The 23,465-nt window shown below is 60.3% G+C and carries 18 protein-coding genes; all 18 read left to right on the forward strand.

Annotated features, from left to right (window positions below):
- The first annotated feature begins 24 nt into the window (after positions 1-24).
- The 18 genes from arcA (I2H19_RS00210) to murG all read left to right on the forward strand — a co-directional run bounded on the left by arcA (I2H19_RS00210) (position 25) and on the right by murG (position 23,378).
- Positions 25-1,266 carry an arginine deiminase gene (arcA, locus tag I2H19_RS00210; protein WP_117848985.1) on the forward strand — a complete coding sequence of 414 codons (1,242 nt, stop codon included), beginning with the start codon at positions 25-27 and terminating at the stop codon, positions 1,264-1,266.
- 149 nt (positions 1,267-1,415) lie between these two features.
- Complete coding sequence (locus I2H19_RS00215) at positions 1,416-2,540, forward strand: aminotransferase (protein ID WP_195620555.1); 1,125 nt, start codon at positions 1,416-1,418, stop codon at positions 2,538-2,540.
- A 574-nt stretch (positions 2,541-3,114) separates the two neighbouring features.
- Complete coding sequence (arcA, locus tag I2H19_RS00220; protein WP_117848985.1) at positions 3,115-4,356, forward strand: arginine deiminase; 1,242 nt, start codon at positions 3,115-3,117, stop codon at positions 4,354-4,356.
- 105 nt (positions 4,357-4,461) lie between these two features.
- Positions 4,462-5,457: an ornithine carbamoyltransferase gene (argF, locus tag I2H19_RS00225; RefSeq protein ID WP_006234279.1), complete on the forward strand. Its 996-nt coding sequence runs from the start codon at positions 4,462-4,464 to the stop codon at positions 5,455-5,457.
- A 138-nt stretch (positions 5,458-5,595) separates the two neighbouring features.
- Positions 5,596-7,083, forward strand: coding sequence for a YfcC family protein (locus tag I2H19_RS00230; protein WP_411266895.1), 1,488 nt, complete (start codon positions 5,596-5,598; stop codon positions 7,081-7,083).
- 481 nt (positions 7,084-7,564) lie between these two features.
- Positions 7,565-9,046, forward strand: a complete 1,482-nt coding sequence (locus I2H19_RS00235; protein WP_195620557.1) for a DUF1846 domain-containing protein — start codon at positions 7,565-7,567, stop codon at positions 9,044-9,046.
- 256 nt (positions 9,047-9,302) lie between these two features.
- Positions 9,303-9,641, forward strand: coding sequence for a helix-turn-helix domain-containing protein (locus I2H19_RS00240; protein WP_161115922.1), 339 nt, complete (start codon positions 9,303-9,305; stop codon positions 9,639-9,641).
- A 178-nt stretch (positions 9,642-9,819) separates the two neighbouring features.
- Entirely contained in the window at positions 9,820-11,481 is a 1,662-nt protein-coding gene (locus I2H19_RS00245; protein WP_006234274.1) for a CTP synthase, read from the forward strand.
- Positions 11,482-11,483: 2 nt separating this feature from the next.
- Positions 11,484-12,425 carry a site-specific tyrosine recombinase XerD gene (xerD, locus tag I2H19_RS00250; protein WP_195620559.1) on the forward strand — a complete coding sequence of 314 codons (942 nt, stop codon included), beginning with the start codon at positions 11,484-11,486 and terminating at the stop codon, positions 12,423-12,425.
- 462 nt (positions 12,426-12,887) lie between these two features.
- A complete protein-coding gene (locus tag I2H19_RS00255) occupies positions 12,888-13,322 on the forward strand; it encodes a division/cell wall cluster transcriptional repressor MraZ (RefSeq protein ID WP_006234269.1) in 435 nt (144 codons plus the stop codon).
- 20 nt (positions 13,323-13,342) lie between these two features.
- Positions 13,343-14,308, forward strand: a complete 966-nt coding sequence (gene rsmH / locus I2H19_RS00260; protein WP_195620561.1) for a 16S rRNA (cytosine(1402)-N(4))-methyltransferase RsmH — start codon at positions 13,343-13,345, stop codon at positions 14,306-14,308.
- Positions 14,309-14,398: 90 nt separating this feature from the next.
- A complete protein-coding gene (locus I2H19_RS00265) occupies positions 14,399-14,869 on the forward strand; it encodes a hypothetical protein (protein WP_022094483.1) in 471 nt (156 codons plus the stop codon).
- A 182-nt stretch (positions 14,870-15,051) separates the two neighbouring features.
- Positions 15,052-16,752, forward strand: a complete 1,701-nt coding sequence (locus I2H19_RS00270; protein WP_324249177.1) for a peptidoglycan D,D-transpeptidase FtsI family protein — start codon at positions 15,052-15,054, stop codon at positions 16,750-16,752.
- A gap of 127 nt (positions 16,753-16,879) precedes the next feature.
- The gene (locus I2H19_RS00275) at positions 16,880-18,304 is read left to right on the forward strand and encodes a UDP-N-acetylmuramoyl-tripeptide--D-alanyl-D-alanine ligase (RefSeq protein ID WP_161144737.1); all 1,425 of its coding nucleotides are present in this window, start codon (positions 16,880-16,882) and stop codon (positions 18,302-18,304) included.
- 3 nt (positions 18,305-18,307) lie between these two features.
- The gene (mraY, locus tag I2H19_RS00280; RefSeq protein ID WP_006234262.1) at positions 18,308-19,327 is read left to right on the forward strand and encodes a phospho-N-acetylmuramoyl-pentapeptide-transferase; all 1,020 of its coding nucleotides are present in this window, start codon (positions 18,308-18,310) and stop codon (positions 19,325-19,327) included.
- Between the two features lie 9 nt (positions 19,328-19,336).
- Positions 19,337-20,743, forward strand: a complete 1,407-nt coding sequence (gene murD / locus I2H19_RS00285; RefSeq protein ID WP_195568170.1) for a UDP-N-acetylmuramoyl-L-alanine--D-glutamate ligase — start codon at positions 19,337-19,339, stop codon at positions 20,741-20,743.
- A gap of 36 nt (positions 20,744-20,779) precedes the next feature.
- The gene (gene ftsW, locus I2H19_RS00290; RefSeq protein WP_195620563.1) at positions 20,780-22,273 is read left to right on the forward strand and encodes a putative lipid II flippase FtsW; all 1,494 of its coding nucleotides are present in this window, start codon (positions 20,780-20,782) and stop codon (positions 22,271-22,273) included.
- On the forward strand, positions 22,263-23,378 hold the full coding sequence (gene murG / locus I2H19_RS00295; RefSeq protein ID WP_195620565.1) for an undecaprenyldiphospho-muramoylpentapeptide beta-N-acetylglucosaminyltransferase: 1,116 nt from the start codon (positions 22,263-22,265) through the stop codon (positions 23,376-23,378). The genes ftsW and murG overlap by 11 nt, the downstream gene beginning before the upstream one ends.
- Positions 23,379-23,465 lie beyond the last annotated feature (87 nt).

Genomic DNA, 23,465 nt, shown 5'->3' on the forward strand with positions numbered 1-23,465 from the left:
GGCCCGAAAGAAAGGTAGGAGGCCATGACGAAAGGTCTGCACGTGCCTTCCGAGATCGGCAAGCTCAGGAAGGTCTGCCTGCACCGTCCCGGCGACGAGCTCCTCAACCTGCCGCCCGACGAGCTCGAGCGACTCCTGTTCGACGACGTCCCGTTCCTGGAGGTCGCGCAGCAGGAGCACGACACCTTCGCCCAGATCCTGAGGGACCAGGGCGTGGAGGTCCTCTATCTCGAGAACCTCGTCGCCGAGGTGTTCGACCAGGTCCCCGGCGCCCGCGCCGAGTTCACCGACCAGTACATCGCCGAGGCCGGCATCCGCGGCCAGCACATGCCGCAGATCGTCCGCGAGAAGCTGGACTCCATCGAGGACAACCTCGAGTTCGTCAAGAAGACCATGGCCGGCATGACCAAGTCCGAGATCGACATGCCCCTCACGGCGTCCACGACCCTCGACTCCCTGGTCAACTCCGAGTCCGAGTCCGACCTGATCATCGACCCGATGCCCAACCTCTACTTCACCCGCGACCCGTTCGCGGTCGTCGGCGAGGGCGTCAACCTCAACCGCATGTACTCGGTCACCCGCAACCGCGAGACCCTGTACGGCAAGTACATCTTCAAGTACCACCCCGACTACAAGGACGTCTCGCTGTACTTCCGCCGCGACTGCCAGTTCCACACCGAGGGCGGCGACGTGCTGAACATCAACGAGAAGACCCTCGCCGTCGGCATCTCCCAGCGCACCCAGGCCGCCGCGATCGACGTCATGGCCCAGAACATCTTCTGGAACTCCGACTCCAAGGTCGAGCGCATCCTGGCCTTCGACATCCCGGTCTCGCGCGCCTTCATGCACCTCGACACGGTCTTCACCCAGATCGACGTCGATAAGTTCACGATCCACCCCGCCATCATGGGCACCCTGCGCGTCTACGAGCTGACCGCCGGCAAGAACCCGGGCGACGTGAACATCCGCCTGATCGAGGACACCCTCGAGCACGTCCTGGAGGACGCCACCGGCGTCGACCAGGTCAAGCTGATCCCCTGCGGCGGCGGCGACCCGATCGCGGCCTCCCGCGAGCAGTGGAACGACGGCTCCAACACCCTGTGCGTCGAGCCCGGCAAGATCTGCGTCTACGCCCGCAACACCGTCACCAACGACGTGCTGTACAAGGAGGGCCTGGACCTTCTCGTCGTGCCCTCCGCCGAGCTCTCCCGCGGCCGCGGCGGCCCGCGCTGCATGAGCATGCCCTTCTGGCGCGAGGACCTCTAGGGTCTTCTAGGACCCGTACAGGTCTTAATACATACATCTAGCTGCCATTAGATGTCTCCCATTGGGGCGGTGCGGGTTTTCGCACCGCCCCAATCTTGTATGAGGAACGTCAACACGGTTGGATGACTGCTTTTGTAAGGAGCTTGGCCATGGACATCAAGACGATTGGCGTTGAGGAATGGCTCAACGTTTGGGAGAAGAGTGCCACGTGGGACATCGCCCAGTCGACGATCTCGTCGCTCACCATGGGCGAGCTGCGCGCGCTCGATGAGCAGGACGGCGCCACGTTCTACGAGCGCCTGGACCGCGAGAAGATGAACTACGGCTGGATCGAGGGCTCGCCGGAGTTTAAGGCCGAGGTTGCCAAGCTGTATCGTCGGGAGGTCAATCCCGATCACATTCTGCAGACCAATGGCTGCACGGGCGCTAACCTCAACGCCATCATGGCTGTGGTCGAGCCCGGCGACCATGTTATCGCCGAGTGGCCCACCTACGCGCCGCTCTACGAGATTCCGCGCACGCTGGGCGCCGAGGTCGAGTATTGGGAGCTTCGCGAGGAACTCGGCTGGAAGCCCGATATCGAGGAACTCAAGCGCTTGGTGCGTCCCAACACCAAGCTTATCTGCATAAACAACGCATCTAACCCCATCGGTACGGTGCTCGATGCCGATATGCTCGGCCAGATTGCCGAGATCGCCCGCTCGGTGGGCGCCTACGTGCTGTGCGACGAGGTATATCTGCCGCTCGAAAACACTGAGTCCTTTATGTCGATGGTCGACGTGTACGAGAGGGCCATTGTCACCAACTCGTTGTCGAAGACCTATTCGACACCTGCGGCCCGCGTGGGCTGGGTCCTGGCCGACAAAGAGGTGTCCAACCGCATCCGTACCTATCGCGATTACACCATGATCTGCGGCGGCGTGTTCGACGATGCTCTGGCGACCTATGTGCTTGAGCACAAGGATAAGATTCTCGAGCGCAATCGCAAGATCGTGTTTGGCAACCGCGATATCGCGCAGGCTTGGATCGATACGCAGCATCGCGTTTCCTGGACGGCCCCGCAGGGCGTGTCCACCTCGTTTATCCAGCTGGATATTCCCGAGGATGACGAGGAGTTCCGCAGGCGCCTGCTGTCCGAGAGGGGAGTGCTGCTGGTCCCCGGTAGCCGTTTTGAGCTTTCCTGTGGCGCACGCCTGGGCTACTGCGCGAGCGAGGACGTTCTGCGCGAGGGCCTGAGGCTTTTGGGCGAGGCGCTGGCGGAGTTCGATCGCTAGGATTCCGATGGTCTTCGGGGGCCTTATCCAAATTAGCCGAAGATAATCGAAAACGGACCCGTTTCCCTAGGGGAAGCGGGCCCGTTTTTCTATACCGAGAAGTCAAGTTGTTACAAATGGGGCCGTAAAGCGAGGCGGTATCCGCTGGGCCTTATACTGAGTTTCCGGTGAACGGTATCAAGCGTCTGGTAAACGATAATTTATTTACCAGAAATGAATAGGACAAACTTTTTTCTGAATAAAAATGAAAATGGTTGAGACGCGGTATGAACCGCTAATTCTATTCATAGCTTTAGTGGAAATATGCAATTTGAGGATGGTTTAACAAAGTTAAGTTCCATTTGATTTTAGGATTGAAAACGCGTTTAAGCACGTAAATACGCTTTATTAAGATGAAGTGTGCCATGCGTGAAGTATATGTGTATGCCGTTCACCCCCTATAAAAAACCGTTCGGGGGCAAGGTGGAAGTATGGGCTGATTTTGGATATAAATATGTCGTCAGCAATAACGCCTCACACGGAGGGGCGCTAACGAATCGGCCCTGACAAGGGCCCGAAAGAAAGGTAGGAGGCCATGACGAAAGGTCTGCACGTGCCTTCCGAGATCGGCAAGCTCAGGAAGGTCTGCCTGCACCGTCCCGGCGACGAGCTCCTCAACCTGCCGCCCGACGAGCTCGAGCGACTCCTGTTCGACGACGTCCCGTTCCTGGAGGTCGCGCAGCAGGAGCACGACACCTTCGCCCAGATCCTGAGGGACCAGGGCGTGGAGGTCCTCTATCTCGAGAACCTCGTCGCCGAGGTGTTCGACCAGGTCCCCGGCGCCCGCGCCGAGTTCACCGACCAGTACATCGCCGAGGCCGGCATCCGCGGCCAGCACATGCCGCAGATCGTCCGCGAGAAGCTGGACTCCATCGAGGACAACCTCGAGTTCGTCAAGAAGACCATGGCCGGCATGACCAAGTCCGAGATCGACATGCCCCTCACGGCGTCCACGACCCTCGACTCCCTGGTCAACTCCGAGTCCGAGTCCGACCTGATCATCGACCCGATGCCCAACCTCTACTTCACCCGCGACCCGTTCGCGGTCGTCGGCGAGGGCGTCAACCTCAACCGCATGTACTCGGTCACCCGCAACCGCGAGACCCTGTACGGCAAGTACATCTTCAAGTACCACCCCGACTACAAGGACGTCTCGCTGTACTTCCGCCGCGACTGCCAGTTCCACACCGAGGGCGGCGACGTGCTGAACATCAACGAGAAGACCCTCGCCGTCGGCATCTCCCAGCGCACCCAGGCCGCCGCGATCGACGTCATGGCCCAGAACATCTTCTGGAACTCCGACTCCAAGGTCGAGCGCATCCTGGCCTTCGACATCCCGGTCTCGCGCGCCTTCATGCACCTCGACACGGTCTTCACCCAGATCGACGTCGATAAGTTCACGATCCACCCCGCCATCATGGGCACCCTGCGCGTCTACGAGCTGACCGCCGGCAAGAACCCGGGCGACGTGAACATCCGCCTGATCGAGGACACCCTCGAGCACGTCCTGGAGGACGCCACCGGCGTCGACCAGGTCAAGCTGATCCCCTGCGGCGGCGGCGACCCGATCGCGGCCTCCCGCGAGCAGTGGAACGACGGCTCCAACACCCTGTGCGTCGAGCCCGGCAAGATCTGCGTCTACGCCCGCAACACCGTCACCAACGACGTGCTGTACAAGGAGGGCCTGGACCTTCTCGTCGTGCCCTCCGCCGAGCTCTCCCGCGGCCGCGGCGGCCCGCGCTGCATGAGCATGCCCTTCTGGCGCGAGGACCTCTAAGTCTTTCCGTTTCCGGTGCGGTCCCCCTACAACCGCACCGGCTTCGCCCGTTAAACGGGCAACACTAATACTTACGTAATTCATTTCTTCGAAAGGAATCGAACCATGGGTGTTAACCTCTCCGGCCGTAGCTTCCTCAAGCTTCTCGACCTCACCACCGAGGAGATCGAGTACCTGCTCAAGCTTTCCAAGAACTTCAAGGATATGAAGCGCGCTGGCGTTCCGCACCGCTATCTCGAGGGCAAGAACATCGTTCTGCTCTTCCAGAAGACCTCCACTCGTACCCGCTGCGCCTTCGAGGTCGGCGGCATGGATCTGGGCATGGGCGTCACCTACCTCGATCCCGGTTCGTCGCAGATGGGCAAGAAGGAGTCCATCGAGGACACCGCCCGCGTTCTCGGCCGCATGTATGACGGCATCGAGTTCCGTGGCTTTGCCCAGGACGACGTCGAGGAGCTCGCTGCCAAGTCCGGCGTGCCCGTGTGGAACGGCCTGACCACCGAGTGGCACCCCACCCAGATGCTCGCCGACATCCTGACCGTCCAGGAGAACTTCAACTACGACATCAAGGGCAAGACCCTCGTCTTCATGGGCGACTGCAAGAACAACGTCGCTCGCTCCCTCATGGTTGTCTGCTCCAAGCTCGGCATGAACTTCGTGGCCTGCGGCCCCGAGGAGTGCATGCCCGCCGACGACGTCATCGAGGCCTGCAAGCCCATCGCCGAGGCCAACGGCTGCACCATCAAGCTGACCACCGACGTCAAGGACGGCGTCACCGGTGCCGACGTTATCTACACCGACGTGTGGGTCTCCATGGGCGAGCCCGACGAGGTCTGGGCCGAGCGCATCGCTCAGCTCACCCCGTATCGTGTCACCTCCGAGGTCATGGCTATGGCCAACCCGGGTGCCATCTTCCTGCACTGCCTGCCCAGCTTCCACGACACCAACACCACCATTGGCGCCGAGAAGTGCGAGCAGTTCGGCATCACCGAGCAGGAGGTCACCGACGAGGTCTTCGAGAGCCCCGCTTCCAAGGTCTTCGACGAGGCCGAGAACCGCATGCACACCATCAAGGCTGTCATGTACGCCACGCTCAAGTAAGAGCATCTAGCATCTCGCTCGGGGTGTCTTGCTGCACACCCCGAGCGGCTTTGTCTGGTAAATATCTCGCGTCGGGCGGTGGGCACGGCACGGAAGATCCGCTTCGCGCGAGAAAGTTAAATGATTTATGAAGGGGGGATGAGAACCATGACTGAGACCGCTAAGAAAAAGCGCGGTATGCCTTCATCGTTCACCATTCTTCTAGCTCTGCTGGCAATTGTTGCAGTGATTACCGTTATCGTCTCCGGCACGTCCGGCGGCGCGGTTACCGCAGCCCGCCTGAGCGATTTCTGCACCGCCCCGATCCTGGGCTTCGCTGACGCTCTGCCCGTCTGCCTCTTCGTTATGATCCTGGGCGGCTTCCTCGGTATGATGACCGAGACCGGCGCCCTGGACAACGGCATCGCCGTTCTGGTGCAGAAGCTTAAGGGCAACGAGATTATGCTCATTCCCGTGCTGATGCTCATCTTCTCCCTCGGTGGTACCACCTATGGTATGTGCGAGGAGACCGTTCCCTTCTACGCCCTGCTCGCCGCTACCATGATGGCCGCTGGCTTCGACCCCATGGTCGGTGCCGCTACCGTCCTGCTCGGCGCTGGCTGCGGCTGCCTGGGCTCCACGGTTAACCCGTTCGCCGTCGGCGCTGCCGTCGACGCTCTGACCGGCGTTGGCATTGAGGTCAACCAGTCCATCATCATCGGCCTCGGTGCCGTCCTGTGGATTGTCACTACCGCTATGTCCATCTTCTTCGTGATGAGCTACGCCAAGAAGGTCAAGGCTGACAAGGGTTCCACCATCCTGTCGATGCAGGAGCTCAAGGACGCCGAAGAGGCTCACGGCAAGGCTGCTTCCGAGGTCCACAAGGAGGTCAAGCTCACCGGTCGTCAGAAGGGTGTTCTGATTGCCTTCGCCTTCACCTTCGTCGTCATGATCGTCGGCTTCATTCCGCTGGCCGACCTCAACGAGGGCGTCGCCAACTTCTTCGACGCTGGCGCCGTCTACGACGCCGACGGTAACGCCGTCGTCCAGGGCTGGTCTGCCCTGATCACCGGCCTGCCCATTGGCCAGTGGTACTTCGACGAGGCTTCCACCTGGTTCTTCCTCATGGCCGTCCTGATCGGTATCATCGGTGGCCTGTCCGAGAAGCAGATCGTTAACACCTTCATCACCGGCGCTGCCGACATGATGTCCGTTGTTCTCGTCATCGCCCTCGCCCGTGGTATCTCCGTCCTCATGGCTAACACCGGCCTCGACGTCTACGTCCTCGACGCTGCCGCCAATGCTCTGGCTGGCCTGTCCGGCGTGATCTTCGCTCCCATGAGCTTCCTGGTCTACTTCGGCCTGTCCTTCCTGATCCCCTCGACCTCTGGTATGGCTACCGTCTCCATGCCCATCATGGGACCGCTGGCTGTTAAGCTCGGCTTCTCGCCCGAGGTCATGGTCATGATCTTCTCCGCTGCTATCGGTGTCGTGAACCTGTTCACCCCGACCTCCGGTGCCATCATGGGCGGTCTCGCCCTGGCCAAGATCGAGTGGACGACCTGGCTCAAGTTTGCCCTTAAGCTCATCGTCGCGCTCTCCGTCGTCTGCGCCGTCATCCTGACCGTCGCCTGCGTGCTGCTCTAAGTACCCAACGGGTACCCCACGGAAACCTTGACGATCCTGTAAAGGATCACCTGGTCATCGTCTGTCCGGTGGGGTCAACCCACCGGTAGACTCCTACCTTTAGCCCCCTTCCGTTCCGTGCGCGGGAGGGGGCGCTCTTGTGTTCCGGCGTTTTACCAAACGCCGGAACCGCTCGACGCTGCAAGCCCGCCAGAGCGGCAATCTGACGTTCAATCGTCGGGCATGGCCAAAAGGCCTATGCCCTCCTCTTTCACGTCACCTTGCTCGCTCTGGCGGGCTTTCGCTGGCTTATGCTCAACCTGCGGCGCTGCCATCGTTGGTGCTGAGCGACTTGTTCCCCGCCTCAAATTAGCCATCCTGGGTCCCCGGTGGTTGCGGTGGGCGTGTTTGGTTGGTGCCTGTTGATGGTTTGGGTATCGGGGAGGGCGGGCTCCGTTATAATCGCCTAGAACATTAAATGGAAACGGGACGGGAGCCATGTATGCGTCAGGGTTTCGACAACGCGAAGTATATCGAGCTGCAGGCTGCTCATATTAAGGAGCGCATCTCGCAGTTTGGTGGCAAGCTCTATTTGGAGTTTGGCGGTAAACTGTTCGATGACTATCATGCCAGCCGTGTGCTGCCGGGCTTTGAGCCGGACAGCAAGTTTCGCATGCTCAAGAGCATTGCCGATGACGTCGAGGTCATCATCGCAATCAATGCGAACCATATCGAGAAGAACAAGGCACGTGGTGACTTGGGCATTACCTATGACGAGGATGTGCTGCGCCTGGTTGACCTGTTCCGCGGCAACGGCTTTGCCGTCGCGGCTGTGGTCATCACCCAATATGCCGGCCAGCCCGCTGCCGATGTGTTCCGCAACCGCCTGAACGCGCTCGGTATTCCCGCCAAGCTGCACTATCCCATCGAGGGCTATCCGCACGATGTCGATCTGATCGTTTCTGACGAAGGCTACGGCAAGAACGAGTTCGTCGAGACCACGCGTCCGCTCGTTGTCGTGACGGCGCCCGGCCCTGGCTCGGGCAAGCTCGCCACCTGCCTCTCTCAGCTGTATCACGAGCATAAGCACGGCACCGCCGCTGGCTATGCCAAGTTCGAGACCTTCCCGGTCTGGAATCTTCCTCTGACGCATCCGGTCAATATTGCCTATGAGGCCGCCACGGCAGATCTCGACGATGCCAATATCATCGACTCCTTCCACTTGGAGGCCTACAACAAGACCACGGTCAACTACAACCGCGACGTCGAGGCCTTCCCGGTGGTCCGTGCTCTGATGGAAAAGATCCTGGGCAAGAGCCCCTATCAGAGTCCTACGGACATGGGCGTCAATATGGTCGGCTTTGCCATCACCGATGACGATGCCTGCCGCGACGCTTCCAAGATGGAGATCGTCCGTCGCTACTTTACCGCGGTCGAAAATGTGCGCCGTACCGGCATGGGCGATGAGCAAGTCGACCGTCTCAAGATTATTATGAAGAAAGCCGGCATCGATAAGAACTACTCACCGGCGCGCTCGGCGGCCCTCACCAGGGAGCAGCTGACGGGTGGTCCCGTGGGTGCCATGGTCATGCCCGATGGCTCCGTGGTGACCGGTAAGACCTCCACGCGCCTGGGCGCCGCAAGTTCGCTCATTATGAACGCCCTCAAGCATGTCTCGGGCGTCGACCTTGAGCTCGAGGTCATTAGCGATGAGGCGATCGAGCCCATCAGCAAGCTCAAGACGCATTTCCTGGGAAGCAAAAACCCGCGCCTCCACACCGACGAGACGCTTATGGCGCTGTCGATCACCTCGGCCACGAGTGAGACGGCCGCTCGCGTCCTTTCGGGCCTGGAGCAGCTGCGCGGTTGCGATGCCTTCTTTAGCGTGATCATCTCGCCGACGGACGAGACGGTACTGCGCAAACTGGGTATCAACGTGTGCTGCGAGCCCAAGTTTGAGCGCCGCGGTTTCTTCCATCGCTAAGTTTGAAGCACCGCGGTAATTGCATTGCATTTTGGCCGTATCGGGTTAGCGCCCGGTACGGCTTTTTGATCAATAAAGCGCCTATTTCGGCGAAAAATAGCTGTTTACCTGCCTAGAAACAATTTGAGCGGTATACAATAACCGTAACTGTTTCATCCTTAGCGGGATGCCGCATGATGGATATTACCTGCCATCGTGAGGTGTGTCGGTCGCGCACGGCGCGTTAGATGCTCGTGCTCGGTTTGAGGAGGCTGCTATGGCGGGCAAGGGTCGTGCGAGTGTCAACGATATGAAGCGTGTCGAGGTGCTGGTGTTGATGGAGATCGACCAGCAAACCGAAGACAATGGCGGGCCGTATGGTTTCTCGCGCAAAACGCTTGCCGAGCGCGTGGGGGTTTCGCCGTATCGTGTCCGCGCCGCAATCGATCGCTTGGATTCCGAAGGCATGATTGATGTCGTCTCGCGTTATAGCGACGACGGCGGTCAGCTTGCAAATGGCATTTGCCTCACCGAACGTGGCGAGTGGTATCTTGAGGGCGTCCGTACCGGCATGCTCGTTCAAGAAATGCTTGAGGACGAGGTTGCTGATCGATAGCAGCATGTAACCCTTGCCATGGCGACGCCGCCTGGGAAACCGGGCGGCGTTTTGTTTCAAGATTGAGAAATGCAATCGCGCGCGAGAAAAATTGCGAACGGTCCGCGGCGCGAGTATTACAATGAAGACCCGTAAGATGTGGATAAACAACTTCTACGGGAAGCGCAGGTAACTCAATATGACCAAGCATGTGTTCGTAACCGGTGGCGTGGTTTCGTCCCTGGGCAAGGGTATCACCGCGGCCTCGCTGGGCCGTCTGCTCAAGTCGCGTGGCTACAAAGTAACGATGCAGAAGGCCGACCCGTATCTGAACGTCGACCCCGGCACCATGAGCCCCTTCCAGCATGGTGAGGTCTTCGTTACCGAGGATGGTTACGAGTCCGACCTGGACCTGGGTCATTACGAGCGCTTTATTGATGAGAACCTGACCCGCGATTCCAACTTTACGACCGGTGCCATCTACAAAAGCCTAATCGCCCGCGAGCGTCGCGGCGACTTTTTGGGCGGTACCGTGCAGGTGATTCCTCACGTCACCAATGCCATTAAGGACAAGTTCCGCCGCATTGAGGAGCAGACCGGCTCCGATGTGGTCATCACCGAGCTGGGCGGCACGATCGGCGACATCGAGTCGCAGCCGTTTGTCGAGGCCATCCGCCAGTACCGCAAGGAGGCCGGCCCCGAGAACGTCTGCTACATCCACGTGTCGCTCGTTCCCTATATCGCCGCCGCCCACGAGGTCAAGACCAAGCCCACGCAGCATTCCGTCAAGGAGCTCCGCAGTTTTGGCATCCAGCCCGATATCATCGTGCTGCGCTCCGACCACCATATCGATGACGCTATCCGCGGAAAGATCGCAAGCTTCTGCGACGTCGACACCGATTGCGTCTTTACCAACGAGGACTGCGCGAGCATTTACGATGTTCCGCAGCTGCTTGCCGAGCAGGACTTTGACCTGCGCATTTGCGAGCGCCTGGGTCTGGATCCGCGTGAGCGCGACATGAGCGAGTGGAACGAGTTCCTGCGCAAACAGAATCACGCCAACCATCACGCCGACAAGGTGAAGATCGCCGTCGTGGGTAAGTACACGCAGCTGCCCGATGCGTACCTGTCGGTTATCGAGGCCCTGCACCATGCGGGCGTCTTCTACGATCGCCATGTGGACGTCCAGCTGGTCGACGGCGAGAGCCTCGACGAGCAGAATGTCTCCGAGGTTCTGGGCGACGCCTCGGGCATCCTGGTTCCCGGCGGCTTTGGCAAGCGCGCCCTGGAGGGCAAAATCCTCGCGGCCGAGTTTGCCCGTGAGCACAAGATTCCGTATCTGGGCATTTGCCTGGGTATGCAGGTCGCCGTGTGCGAGTTCGCCCGCAATGTCGTTGGCCTTGCCGGCGCCAGCTCCTCCGAGTTTGATCCGGACGGTCCGTATAGCGTCATCGATCTGATGAGCTCGCAGGAGGACGTGACCGAGAAGGGCGGCACCATGCGCCTGGGCGCCTATCCGTGCAAGCTCGCCGCCGATACCCTCGCTCGCGAGGCATATGGCGAGGAGCTCGTCTACGAGCGTCACCGTCACCGCTTTGAGTTCAACAACGCCTTCCGCGACCAGCTCGAGGACGCCGGTTTGGTTATCTCGGGTCTGTCGCCCGACGAGCGCCTGGTCGAGATGGTCGAGCTGCCGCGCGACGTGCATCCGTGGTATGTGGCAACTCAGGCTCATCCCGAGTTCAAGAGCCGCCCGACCAACCCGCAGCCGCTGTTCCGCGAGTTCGTGCGCGCTTCGATCGGCCAGCACGAGGGTGTCGACCGTCTGCAGGTGACGCCCATGAACCTCGCTACGGACTAAGGGTGCCGGCGAATAAGGAACATACCGAAGCTACTCCCTCGTCGCTCGCCGTGGCGGCGGGGGAGTATCTCGATTACCTCGCGGTCGAGCGGGGTTTGGCGCGCAACACGATTGCGGCCTATCGTCGTGACCTGACGACGTACTGCGCCTATCTGGAGCGGGCGGGTATTGTGTCTTTTGAAGAGGTGACCCGTCAGGTCGTGGAGGGCTTTGTCGCCGACCGTCGCGATGGGGGCTATTCCGATGCCTCGGTGGAGCGTGCGCTTGCGGCCGTGAAGGGCTTGCATGCCTTTTTGGTGCGCGATGGGGCTGTGGCCCAAAATCCAACGGCGGCGTTGCGCCTACCTAAAAAGGCTGATCGTTTGCCGGAGTATCTATCGGTAGAGGATGTCTCGGCGCTGCTCGATCAAGACTTCCCCGAGGGGGAGATGGGCTTGCGCGACCATGCCATCTTGGAAGTGCTCTACGGATGTGGTTTGCGTGTGAGCGAGTTGGTGGGGCTCGATGTGGGCGATATCCATATCGACGATGGCTTTGTGCTCGTTCGCGGTAAGGGCTCAAAGGAACGCCTGTCCCCACTGGTGGGAAGCGCGGCGCGAGCTCTGACGCTCTATGTAACTGAGGGACGTTCTCGCTTGGCGGCCCATGCCCGCGGAACCGAGACCTCGGCGGTCTTTTTAAATAAGAACGGACGTCGCCTGTCGCGCCAGGCCGTGCATGCGATATGCGAGCGGTATGGGCGTCAGGTGGGGCTGGTGGGGCTCCATCCCCATACCTTGCGCCACTCCTTTGCTACCCACATGCTCGCGGGCGGTGCCGACCTGCGTGTGCTGCAGGAGATTTTGGGCCATGCCGATATTTCGACCACGCAGGTCTACACGCATGTCGACCGAACGCAACTGACCGAGGTCTATCTGGCGGCGCATCCGCTAGCACATCGCTAGCACCTCGCTGACCTGCATATTTATAAATATTAAATGGGACGAGCCCCAGATTGCCGAGACGCACTTTTGCACGCATGGGCAATCTGGGGCCCGTCCCATTTTTCGCCAGACACCGACGCGGTGGTGGGCCGTGTGTACCGTGGGTGGGGGAGTTTGGGGGCGATGTGAACGGCGTGTAAAGGGACGTAAAAATCGCCTCAAGGTCAACTTGAAGGTTGAGGTTCGCGGGCGTGGTTCTACAGGTGGCATCCCGCCTTTGCTGCAAACACAACATATTGTGTTTTCGAACATATGCTTGGGGGTGTTTTGCAATATATGGTGGGTGGAGTAGTGGGGTGGGGTGGGGGAAGGGGTGGGGAAAGGTGTTGAAAAATGGGGCGGTTCCCCATATTATTAATGACGTCGACAGGCGGGGTGGTTCCCCGCGTACGTGCCATCTGAGTAACCGAGGGGAGGGCGCACATGGGAATGACTGGTGCATACGAGCGCAATCTCGATGCAAAAGGTCGTCTGTCCCTGCCTGCACCCCTTCGCGAGGAGCTTGGAGAGCACGTTCGCGTGTTCAAAGCCCTGGATGTCGATGCTCTGTACGTGTTCTCTGCCGAGGCCTTCGATAAGTGGGTCGAAGGACTCTTCGCGGGTCGTGAGGGCCACGAGGGTTTTAACCCGCGTGACATTAACGACCAGAAGCTCATGAGGGCGATCAACAAGCGCACCACGTCGATGGACGTGGACAGCGCCGGTCGTATCGGTCTTTCCGAGTCTCTCCGTAAGCAGGCGAACCTCGACCGCGAGGTCACGGTTGTGGGCAACTACGACCACCTTGAGGTTTGGGATCGCGCCGCGGCCGATGAGGACGATGATGACGAGGCCCTGCTGGACCTCTTCTTCTCGTAAGGGCAAGGCACGAGTAACGGATGGAGCGTGGGATCTTGACACAAGAATATCGGCATGAACCTGTCATGCTCGGCGAAGTGCTTGAGTCGCTGCAGCTAAAGAGCGGCTCCGTCGTCTGCGACTGCACCCTTGGCGGTGCCGGCCATTCGGTAAAGATGGCCGCGCAGGTGGGGGAAACCGGCCTTTTGCTCGGCGTCGATCAGGACGACATGGCCCTCGAGGCCGCTGGCGCCCGTCTGGACCGCGAGGTTCCCGGCGTTCCGCACCAGCTGCTGAAGGGCAACTTCGGCGACTTGGACGAGCTGCTTTGCTCGGCCGAGGTGCCCGGGGTCGATGGCTTCCTGTTCGATTTGGGCGTTTCGTCACCGCAACTCGATATCCCTGGCAGGGGCTTTTCGTATAACGAGGACGCCCCATTGGACATGCGGATGGATCCGGGTAATAACACCTTAAACGCAGCTGAGGTCATCAACACCTATAACGAACACGACCTCGCCCGGATTCTACGCGTCTACGGCGAAGAGAACTTCGCCTCGCAGATTGCGCGCGAGATCGTGCGCCGCCGCGAGCAAGAACCGATCGAAACCACCGGCCAATTTGTCGAGATCATCAAGGCGGGTATCCCGGCTGCCGCTCGTCGGCATGGCGGACACCCGGCCAAGAAAAGTTTCCAGGCCATTCGCATCGAGGTCAATCACGAGCTCGATGTGCTCGAACGAGGGCTTGATGCCGCCACCAGGTGGCTCAACCCGGGCGGACGTATCTGCGTCATCTCGTATCACTCGCTCGAGGACCGTATCGTAAAGAACCACTTTAAGGAGATGAGCCAGGGGTGCACGTGTCCGCCGGAGATTCCGGTGTGCGTGTGCGGCAACGTGCCGATACTCAAGGTCATCACCCGCAAACCCTTGGTTGCCCAGCCTGATGAGGTTGAGCGCAACCCTCGGGCGAGATCAGCCAAAATCCGCGTGGCGCAGCGTCTGTAGGCGCGACCGCGCGATATTGGACCTCCCGCTCGCACCATAAACGAAGCTTAAACACACTACCAACGTACTCGGGATGGGAGGCGGCATATCATGGGCTACAACACTTCAAGCGCAGCACTCGCCTATGATATGAACGCCATGCCCGCCTATCGTGAGACGCCGCAGGCCCCCGTTGCTCCCCGTGAGCAGCGCACGCCGCGCTTTGATGTCTACACGGGCGCGGGCCGTCAGGCAAACCAGGCGGTCAGCCCGGTTTTCATGAGCGTTCTTAAAACGTTTTGCATCATTGCGGCTATCTTCATGACGATCGGCGTCGCCCGCGTGGCGCTCGCCGGCGTTACGGCCCAGGTGCTCAACAGCAACGCCGAGCTTACCAACACGCTCGAAAAGGCGACCGATGAGAGCTCCGACCTGGAGGTCATGCATTCGGTCTATGGCGCCGACACGCGCATTCGCGACCTTGCGGGCGCTTATGGCATGGTGGAGCCCAGCGAGAGCGTTACACTTGACTTTTCGCAGGATGCAGCCGCGGGCGCCAACGCGACCGCGACCGCTCAGTAGCAAGACGGTAGCTGAGTATGACAAGTGACTATCGCCGCGGTTCCGATGGGGGCCGCGGTTCTGGACGTCCCTCGTCGCGGGGACGTTCTGGTTATCAAGGAACGGGTCGGCAATCTTACAACGCCGGGCAGTCCCGTGGCAACGACCCGGCGTCGCGACTTCGCGGCTCGGGCGGCCCTCAAGTGCATAACACCAGGTCGCGCAAGAGTTCGTCGACCGAATGGCTCACAGGCGCGCCTCTGCCTCGCCGCAAAGCCGTCATGGGCTTCATCGGGCTTGGCTTGGGCTTGGGCGTCTTTCGCCTTGCCGACTATCAAATTGTCGAAGCCGATAAACTGCGCGAGCGTGCCGACGCGCGTCGCCTGCTTGCGCAGACCCTCTATGCCAAACGTGGCACCATCTACGACCGCAACGGCAACGTGCTGGCGTCGTCAGTCGAATGTCGCAACATCGCCGTGAACCCGCAGCTTGTCGAGGATGTTGGCAAGACGGTGTCGGCGCTGGTCAAGGCAACTGGAATCGATAAAAAGACCTGCCGCAAGCTCGTTGAGTCCGATGGAACCTGGGTGTATATCAAGCGCCAGGTGGACGAAGACGATGTTGCGGCGCTGGAGAAGAAGAACCTGCCCGGCGTGCTTTTTGAGCAGGCCATGAAGCGCGTATATCCATACGGCAACCTGGCATCGCAGGTGCTGGGTGTAGTGAATGTGGACAACGACGGCTTGACGGGTCTCGAAAAGCAATACAACAAGCTTCTGACTGGCACGAACGGTTCTCTCGTACGCGAGCGCGCGAGGGACGGCAGCTATATCGCGGGCGGTGCCTATAAAAAGGTGGCCGCGGTCGACGGCGTTGATATCGTGACGACGCTCGACGTCAATATCCAGCGTGCGGCCGAGGATGCCCTGGCAGAGGCTGTCGAGAAGACAAAGGCCAAGAACGGCTCGGCGCTGGTCACCGATCCTACGACAGGCGAGATCTTGGCAGCCTGCTCGTATCCGACTTACGACCAGACCGATCTGGAAAACGCCAAAACCGAGGATATGAACTTGCGCCTGGTCACCGACGCCTACGAGCCCGGCTCGGTCTTTAAGACGCTCGTGGCGGGCGCCGGCTTCGACTTGGGTGTCGTGCGATCGAGTACGTCGTTTGAGGTGCCGGCGAGCATCAAGGTGGGCGACGATACCGTCACCGATGCCGACAAGCGCGACTACGCCATGACCATGGATGTGCGCGAGATGATGCGCCGTTCGTCCAACGTGGGCTTTGTCCTGGTGGGGCGCAAGATCGGTGCCGACGACTTTGCCGCCTATGTGGACAAGTGGGGCATCGGTCACAGCTCTGGTGTAGATTTTCCGGGCGAGAGCCTGGGTATCGTCAAGGAGCGTGACCAGTATGACGGCGCCACGCTGGGATCGATGAGCTTTGGACAGGCGCTGTCCGTCTCGCCGATTGAGATCGCACGTGCCGTGGGCGGCATCGCCAACGGCGGCGTGATGATGACCCCGCACTTCTATAAGTCCAGCAAAGGCGACGAGAAGGACTGGGGCGAAGGCGAGCGCGCGATTTCTGAGGACGCCGCATCCCAGGTGACATCGTGCATGCAGACGGTCGTGTCCGAGGGAACGGGCGTTGGCGGCGCGGTTGACGGCTATGACGTGGCGGGTAAGACCGGTACGGCCGAACGAGCCGACGAGAACGGCGGCTACCTCAAGGAGAACTACATGTCGTCCTTTATGGGCTTTGCGCCGGCACAATCGCCCAAGGTGCTGTGCTATATCACGCTCGACGGAACGCCGAGCGGCTCAGATGCCGCTGCGGTGCCGTTCCAGTCCATTATGGCCAACGCGCTCGACGTGCTGGGTATCCCGCACACGAAGTAGGGGGTTACAATCTTTGGGGCGTGGTTTGTTGTCCCATATGAGGGGTGTTCACATGCCCTGCACCACGCATGCGCGGCGCTGGGATACAATACGCCGATAGCATTATTAGGTTTACAGGGGAGCTGCAATGATAGAGATCGCCGTCAACAACCTCGCGGCCGCAACAGGGGCCCGAACCGTGACGGGAGAAGCCGATCGGGTATGCCGCGGGTGCGTTATCGACTCGCGCCAGGTCGAGGAAGGGACGATTTTCGTCGCCTTTCCCGGTGAAAACGTCGACGGCAATGATTTTGCTTCCCGTGCCGTCCAGTCGGGCGCCGGCGCCGTCGTGATGACGCGTGAGCCCGAGGCCGAGCTGGTCTCGCTGGCGCAGGACAAGGGCTGTGCCATCTTGCTGACCGATGATCCCGAGGAGTTTCTGCTGCGTTTGGCGCACACGTACCGTCTGGAGCTTGGCTGCCTGGTCGTTGGTATTACCGGTTCTATCGGCAAGACGACGACCAAGGACGTGCTCGCCGCCGTGCTCGCCAAGCGCTATCGTGTCTGGGCCACCAAGGGCAATTTCAATAACCTGATCGGCATGCCGCTCACGGTGCTTTCCGCTCCGGCCGATACCGAGGTCCTGGTGCTCGAGATGGGCATGAACCATTTCCACGAGATCGAGCGCCTGTCCCAGTCCGCCAATCCCAACCTTGCCATCGTGAGCAAGATTGGTACCTCTCATATCGGCATTTTGGGTAGCCGCGAGAACATCGCCCGCGCTAAGGCCGAGATTGTCCAGGGTATGTGCGCCGCCGGCGACTTCTTGCCGCTGCTGGTTTTGGGCGGCGAGGACGACTTTACGCCGTTCATTCGCGATACGTTCGCCCAGCCTGCTGGTATCGACGTGATGCTGGCCGGCGTCTCGGACGATGATGAGGTCCGTGCCCGCGACGTTCGAGTTGATGACGAGGGCCGTCCGGTCTTTACGCTCGATTTTGGTCAGGGCGAGACAATCGATACCATGCTTGCCATCCCCGGCGTGCAGTCCGTCCCAAATGCCGTTAAGGCCGCCGCGGTTGCCTATCGCCTGGGCGTGACGCCCGAGCAGATCGATGCTGCCTTTAGGGGCCTCACGATTACCGGTCATCGCCAGGAGATCAAGCGCGCCAAGAGCGGTGCCCGCGTCATCGACGATTCCTATAACGCCAGCGCCGAATCCATGGCTGCTGGCCTCGATCTACTGTGCTCGCTTTCGTGCACGGGGTCTCGCATGGCGATCTTGGGCGAGATGGGCGAGATGGGCGATGAGGCCCCTCGCATGCATGAACTCGTGGGCGCCTATGCCGCCGCCAAGAAGCTCGACATGCTGGCGTGCGTGGGTGGTGAGCTGGCCCAGCTTATGGCCGATGCCGCGCGCATGATGGGCATGGACGAGGACCGCATCCAGGTGTTCTCCGATTATCAGCAGGTGCTCGACCGCATGGGCGGCGCGCTTGAAAAACATGATGTTGTACTGGTCAAGGGTTCCCGCTTTGTTGAGCTCGACCGCTTTGTGGAAGGTGTGTGCTAGCCCATGTTCGGCAATCCCTCGTATCCAACGTATCAGGCTTTTTTGGGGCTTGGCATCGCCGCTGCCATTGCGCTGCTGCTCATGCCGTGGTGGATCAAGCTGCTCAAGGTCGAGGGTATCGGCCAGCAGGTTCGTGCCGACGGCCCCAAGCGTCATTTGGTTAAGCAGGGAACGCCCACCATGGGTGGTGTTGTCATCCTCGTCGCGATCTCGCTGACCTGCCTGCTGATGGGCAAGCTCACCACCGAGCTCGTGCTCGTGCTGCTCGCCACGCTGGCGACCGGCGTGCTGGGCCTGATCGACGACCTGACCTCCGTTACGCATGGGCGCTCGCTCGGTCTGACGCCTCATGCCAAGATGATCGGCCTAACCATTATCTGTGTCACCTTTACGGTACTTGCCGTCAACTGGTGCGGCGTCGCCCCCGAGATTCGTTTTCCCGGCGGCCTGACGATTGACCTCGGTGTTCTTTCGACCACCATCTGCGGCCTTTCGTTCCCGTGGCTCTACATTGTCTTTTGCTGGCTGATGATCGCCGGTCTTTCTAATGCCGTGAACCTGACCGATGGCCTTGACGGTCTTGCTGGTGGCACCTCCATGATTGCCATGCTCGCCATGGCTGCCATGGCGTTTTTGCACGGAGACGTGAACCTGTCCATCTTCTGCACCGCGTGTGCCGGTGCCTGCTTGGGCTTTCTGTGGTTCAACTGCTATCCGGCGAGCATCTTTATGGGCGATACCGGCTCGCTTGCCCTGGGCGCCGCGTTTGCCTGCACGTCCATCATGACCAACACCGAGGTCGTCTCCCTCATCATCGGCGGCCTGTTTATCGTTGAGACCCTGTCGGTAATGATTCAGGTTGTCTACTTCCACTTTACGCACAAGCGCGTCTTCCTTATGGCGCCCATCCATCATCATTTCGAAAAGAAGGGCTGGGCCGAGACCAAGGTCGTCATCCGTTTTTGGATTATCGCTGCGGCCTTTGGTGCCGTTGGCCTTGCTTTGTTCTTCCAGTTGGGATAGTGGTCTTTCATGCCTCTTGCTGATGTCTTTAGCCTGCTCGTTTTGGGTCAGGGCAAATCCGGTCTCGATGTCGCCCGCTGGGCGCTGGCACATCCCGAGCGCGTAAGCGCCGTTACCGTGTATGGCGGCGGCACCTCTGAGCCCAATGACGCCACGCGTGCGCTTGAGGCTGCTGGTGCGTCGTTTGTCTATGGGACCGAACAGGTCGAGGGCGCCTATGACGTATGCGTGACGTGCCCGGGCATCTCGGAGTTCTCGGGCTTCTTTAAGGCCGGGCGCGAGCATGCCGCCCAGATTATGGGTGAGCCCGAGTTTGCCTATCGCCTGTCGCCCGATAACTGGATTGCCATCACGGGTACCAACGGCAAGACGACCACCACGTCGTTGACTGATTATCTGCTCAAGGCTGCCGGCGAGGTCAGCGTAGCTGTCGGCAACATCGGCGAGCCGCCGGTCAACGAGATTGACGGCCGAGCCCACAACGAGTGGTTTGTGGCCGAGCTCTCGAGCTACCAGATTGCTACGACCGCCGAGCTTCATCCTCGCGTGGCGGTGCTGCTCAACATCACTCCCGACCACTTGGGCTGGCATAAGAGCCATAAGAACTATGCGCTTGCCAAGATCAAACTGTTTGACAATATGGTCGATGACGATCTGGCGGTTGTCGACGTCGAAGACGCCGGCATTCACGAGTTCGATGAGTACATCTACACGCCGGGTCGTCGCATCTGCAAGGTTGCCTTTGACGAGCCTGAGGGTGAGGATGCCGCCTTTGTACGCGATGGCAAGATGATCGTGCGCCTGAAGGGCGTCGAGACCCCGCTCATCGCTACATCCGAGCTCAAGATTTCGGGCCATCACAATGTTATCAATGCCCTGTGCGCTGCCACGGCTGCCCTGGCAGTCGGTGCCGATGTCGATGGCGTCTGCCGCGGTCTGGCCTCGTTCCAGCCGCTCGAGCACCGCGTGGAGCCGTGTGGCGAGATTGACGGCGTGCGCTACGTCAACGATTCCAAGGCGACCAACACCGATGCGGTCGAGAAGGCACTGACGGCATTTCCCGATGACGACGTGATCTTGCTGCTCGGCGGCCACGATAAGGGCACGCCGCTCACGGACTTCGCGCGCGTTGTTATGGATAACGTACGCTCGGTCGTCTGCTTTGGCGATGCGCGCGAGCGTTTCACCGCCGCTATGGACGAGGCCGATGTCGATGGCGATGTGGATATCGCCCAGGCGGATGACCTGCGCGATGCCGTGGACGTCGCCCGTTCGCTGTCGAGCCGTGGCGATGTGATCTTACTTTCTCCTGCCTGCTCTTCGTTCGATGAGTTCTCGGGCTATGAGGAGCGCGGCCGCGTGTTTAAGGACTATGTGGCCCAGCTTGCCGCTGCGGCGAAATCGCAAATGGAATAGGGGTTGCCGGTGAGAGAGGAGAGCCCCCGACAAGGTATGAGGAGGCCCGATTCGGACCGTGCTTCCTCGCGGCGCAGCACACCGCGTTCCGGTCGCGGCGGGCAGACGTTTAGCGAACGCTATATTGCCGGCGTTCCCGCCCGTATCATGCGCCCCCGTTTGATATTCATGGCCTGCCTGTTTACCTTGGTGTGCTTTGGCCTGCTGATGGTGTACTCGGCGTCTTCGGTCGAGGCGCTGCACGAGAATGGCTCGGCGACGTTTTTTCTGTTTCGACAAGCCGCGTTTGCCGGAGTTGGCGTGCTGGCTATGGTTGCCATCGTGCGCATCTTGCCGGACAGTTGGTTTGGGGAAGACGTGCTCAGGATCTTCCTCATCGGCATGATGGGGCTACTGCTTCTGGTGTTCTTGGTGGGCAGCGGCAGCCGTGGCGCCACGCGCTGGCTCAACATCGCCGGTATTCAGTTCCAGCCTTCCGAGTTTTTAAAGCCATTTGCCATTGCGTATTCGGCCATCATGCTTGATCGTTTCTTTTCGCCCGGTGGCAACATCAACGAATTCCTTCGCAAGATGGGCATCTACTTGGGCATTTCGCTCTTTCTGATCTTTATCCAGCCCGATTTCGGTACTGTCCTGATCATCCTGTTGACCCTCATGTGCATGGCGTTGTTTGCGGGTCTCGACCCCAGATTTATCATCGGCGTGCTAATCTTCGGCATTCTGGTGATCGTGATTGCGCTTGTCGCAGAGCCGTACCGTATGGTGCGTATTCAGGTTGCCTTGAACCCTTGGGCCGACGAGTATGGTGACGGCTATCAGGCCACGCTTGCCATCATGGCCTTTGCCTCGGGCGGTCTGTTCGGCCGTGGCATCGGCAACTCAACCATGAAGTACTCGTATCTGCCCGAGGCGCACAACGACTACATCCTGGCCATCATTGGCGAGGAAGTCGGTTTTGTCGGAACCGTGTTGTTCTTCTTGGTGTTTGCGATGCTGATCTACTCGGCGTTTCGCATTGCCGAGCAGGCGACCGATCGTCGGGGCGCGCTCATGGCGTCTGGCTCCGCGGTCATTCTCGCGGTGCAGTTTTTGATTAACGCGTTGGGCATCCTCAACGTGTTTCCCATGACGGGCAAACCGTTGCCGTTTATTAGCTACGGCGGTTCGTCGATTATTGTGTCGCTTATGCTTGCCGGATTGATCCTGCGCGTTTCGTACGAGAGCGCCCGTCGCGATGAGTACGACCGTCGCCGCGAGAGCTTTGCCGTTATGGATGAGAGTACCGCCGGCGTAGCTCATGTGCGCGGTGAACGACCTTCGCGTAGCGGCTTTACCGTTCTGGATGGTTCTGCATCCGAGCCGGCAGCTCGTCCACGCCCGCGAACGGCTCCGCAAGGTCGTCCGCAGCGCCCCAGCTCTCGCAATGCGGGCGGTGGATATAATCGAATCGATTTGAACTCGGACCCGTCGGCGCGTCTGCGCACCGACGACCAGGGACCGCGTGTACGAAGGGACTACCATGACCGATAAAATGACCGTTGCTATTGCAGCCGGCGGCACGGCAGGACACATCAACCCCGCGCTCGCCTTGGCCGAAGAGCTGCGTGATCGTGGCCACCACGTTGTGTTCGTGGGCCAGTCGCGCAAGCTCGAGGGTCGTCTGGTCCCCGAGGCTGGGTTTGATTTTGTGCCCATTACAGTCACGGGCTTCGACCGCTCCCGTCCTTGGACGGCGCTGACCTCGCTGTGGCGTGTCAACAAGGCCAAGCGTGCTCTCGCCAGTCATTTCTCAAAGGTCGGCAAGCCCGATGCCGCCATTGGTTTTGGTGCCTATGTCGAGGTTCCGCTGCTGGGGTGGTGCAAGGGCGCGGGCGTTCCGTATCTGCTGCATGAGCAGAACTCTGTTCCGGGCCTGGCCAACAAGATGATGAACTCCCACGCCGCCCGCGTGTGCATCTCGGTGCCGGCAGCGCGTTCGGTCTTTGAGCGCGAAGGTGACCCTGGCCACGTGCTCATGACCGGCAACCCCGTACGTCGCTCGGTAATCGAGGGCGATCGCGCTCGCGGCCGCAAAGCACTTGGCGTTCCCGAGGACGCTACGCTGCTGCTCGTCTTTGGCGGTTCACTTGGCGCCCAGCACCTCAACGAGCGCGTGGTTTCGCTCAAAAACGAGCTGCTTTCGCGCAAGAACCTCTATGTGTTGCATTCGACGGGTGCCGACGGCTTTGAGGAGACCGAGCGCGCTTTGGCGCTGGCGCCCGAGGAGGCGAAGCGTTACCGCGTCCAGCCTTACATCGACAACATGGGCGATATGCTGGCTGCTGCCGATTTGGCACTCTCGCGTTCGGGTGCATCGAGCGTGGCCGAGATCGCTGCGCTCGCCGTGCCCTCGGTGCTCGTGCCGTATCCGCATGCGACGGCCGACCACCAAACTACCAATGCCCGGTATCTGGTCGACGCCGGGGCCGGCGTGCTCTGCGCCGATGCCGATATCGACGGTTCTGCGTTTGCCGATGAACTGCTGCACCTGGTCGATGACGCGGCGGCGCGCGACGCCATGCGTCAGGCGGCGCGTGGTCTGGCTCAGGATAGGGCCGCCACTCTTCTGGCGGATGCGGTAGAGGGTTTGCGTTAGTTAGACGGGATATCGTCGGTCGCCCTCGCGCTGATGCGGTAGGTGCGGTACAGTTAACGGGTTACAGGCAGTGTTTACGCAAGGAGT

The sequence above is a fragment of the Collinsella aerofaciens genome, from assembly GCF_015560135.1.
GTDB lineage: Bacteria > Actinomycetota > Coriobacteriia > Coriobacteriales > Coriobacteriaceae > Collinsella > Collinsella aerofaciens_AN.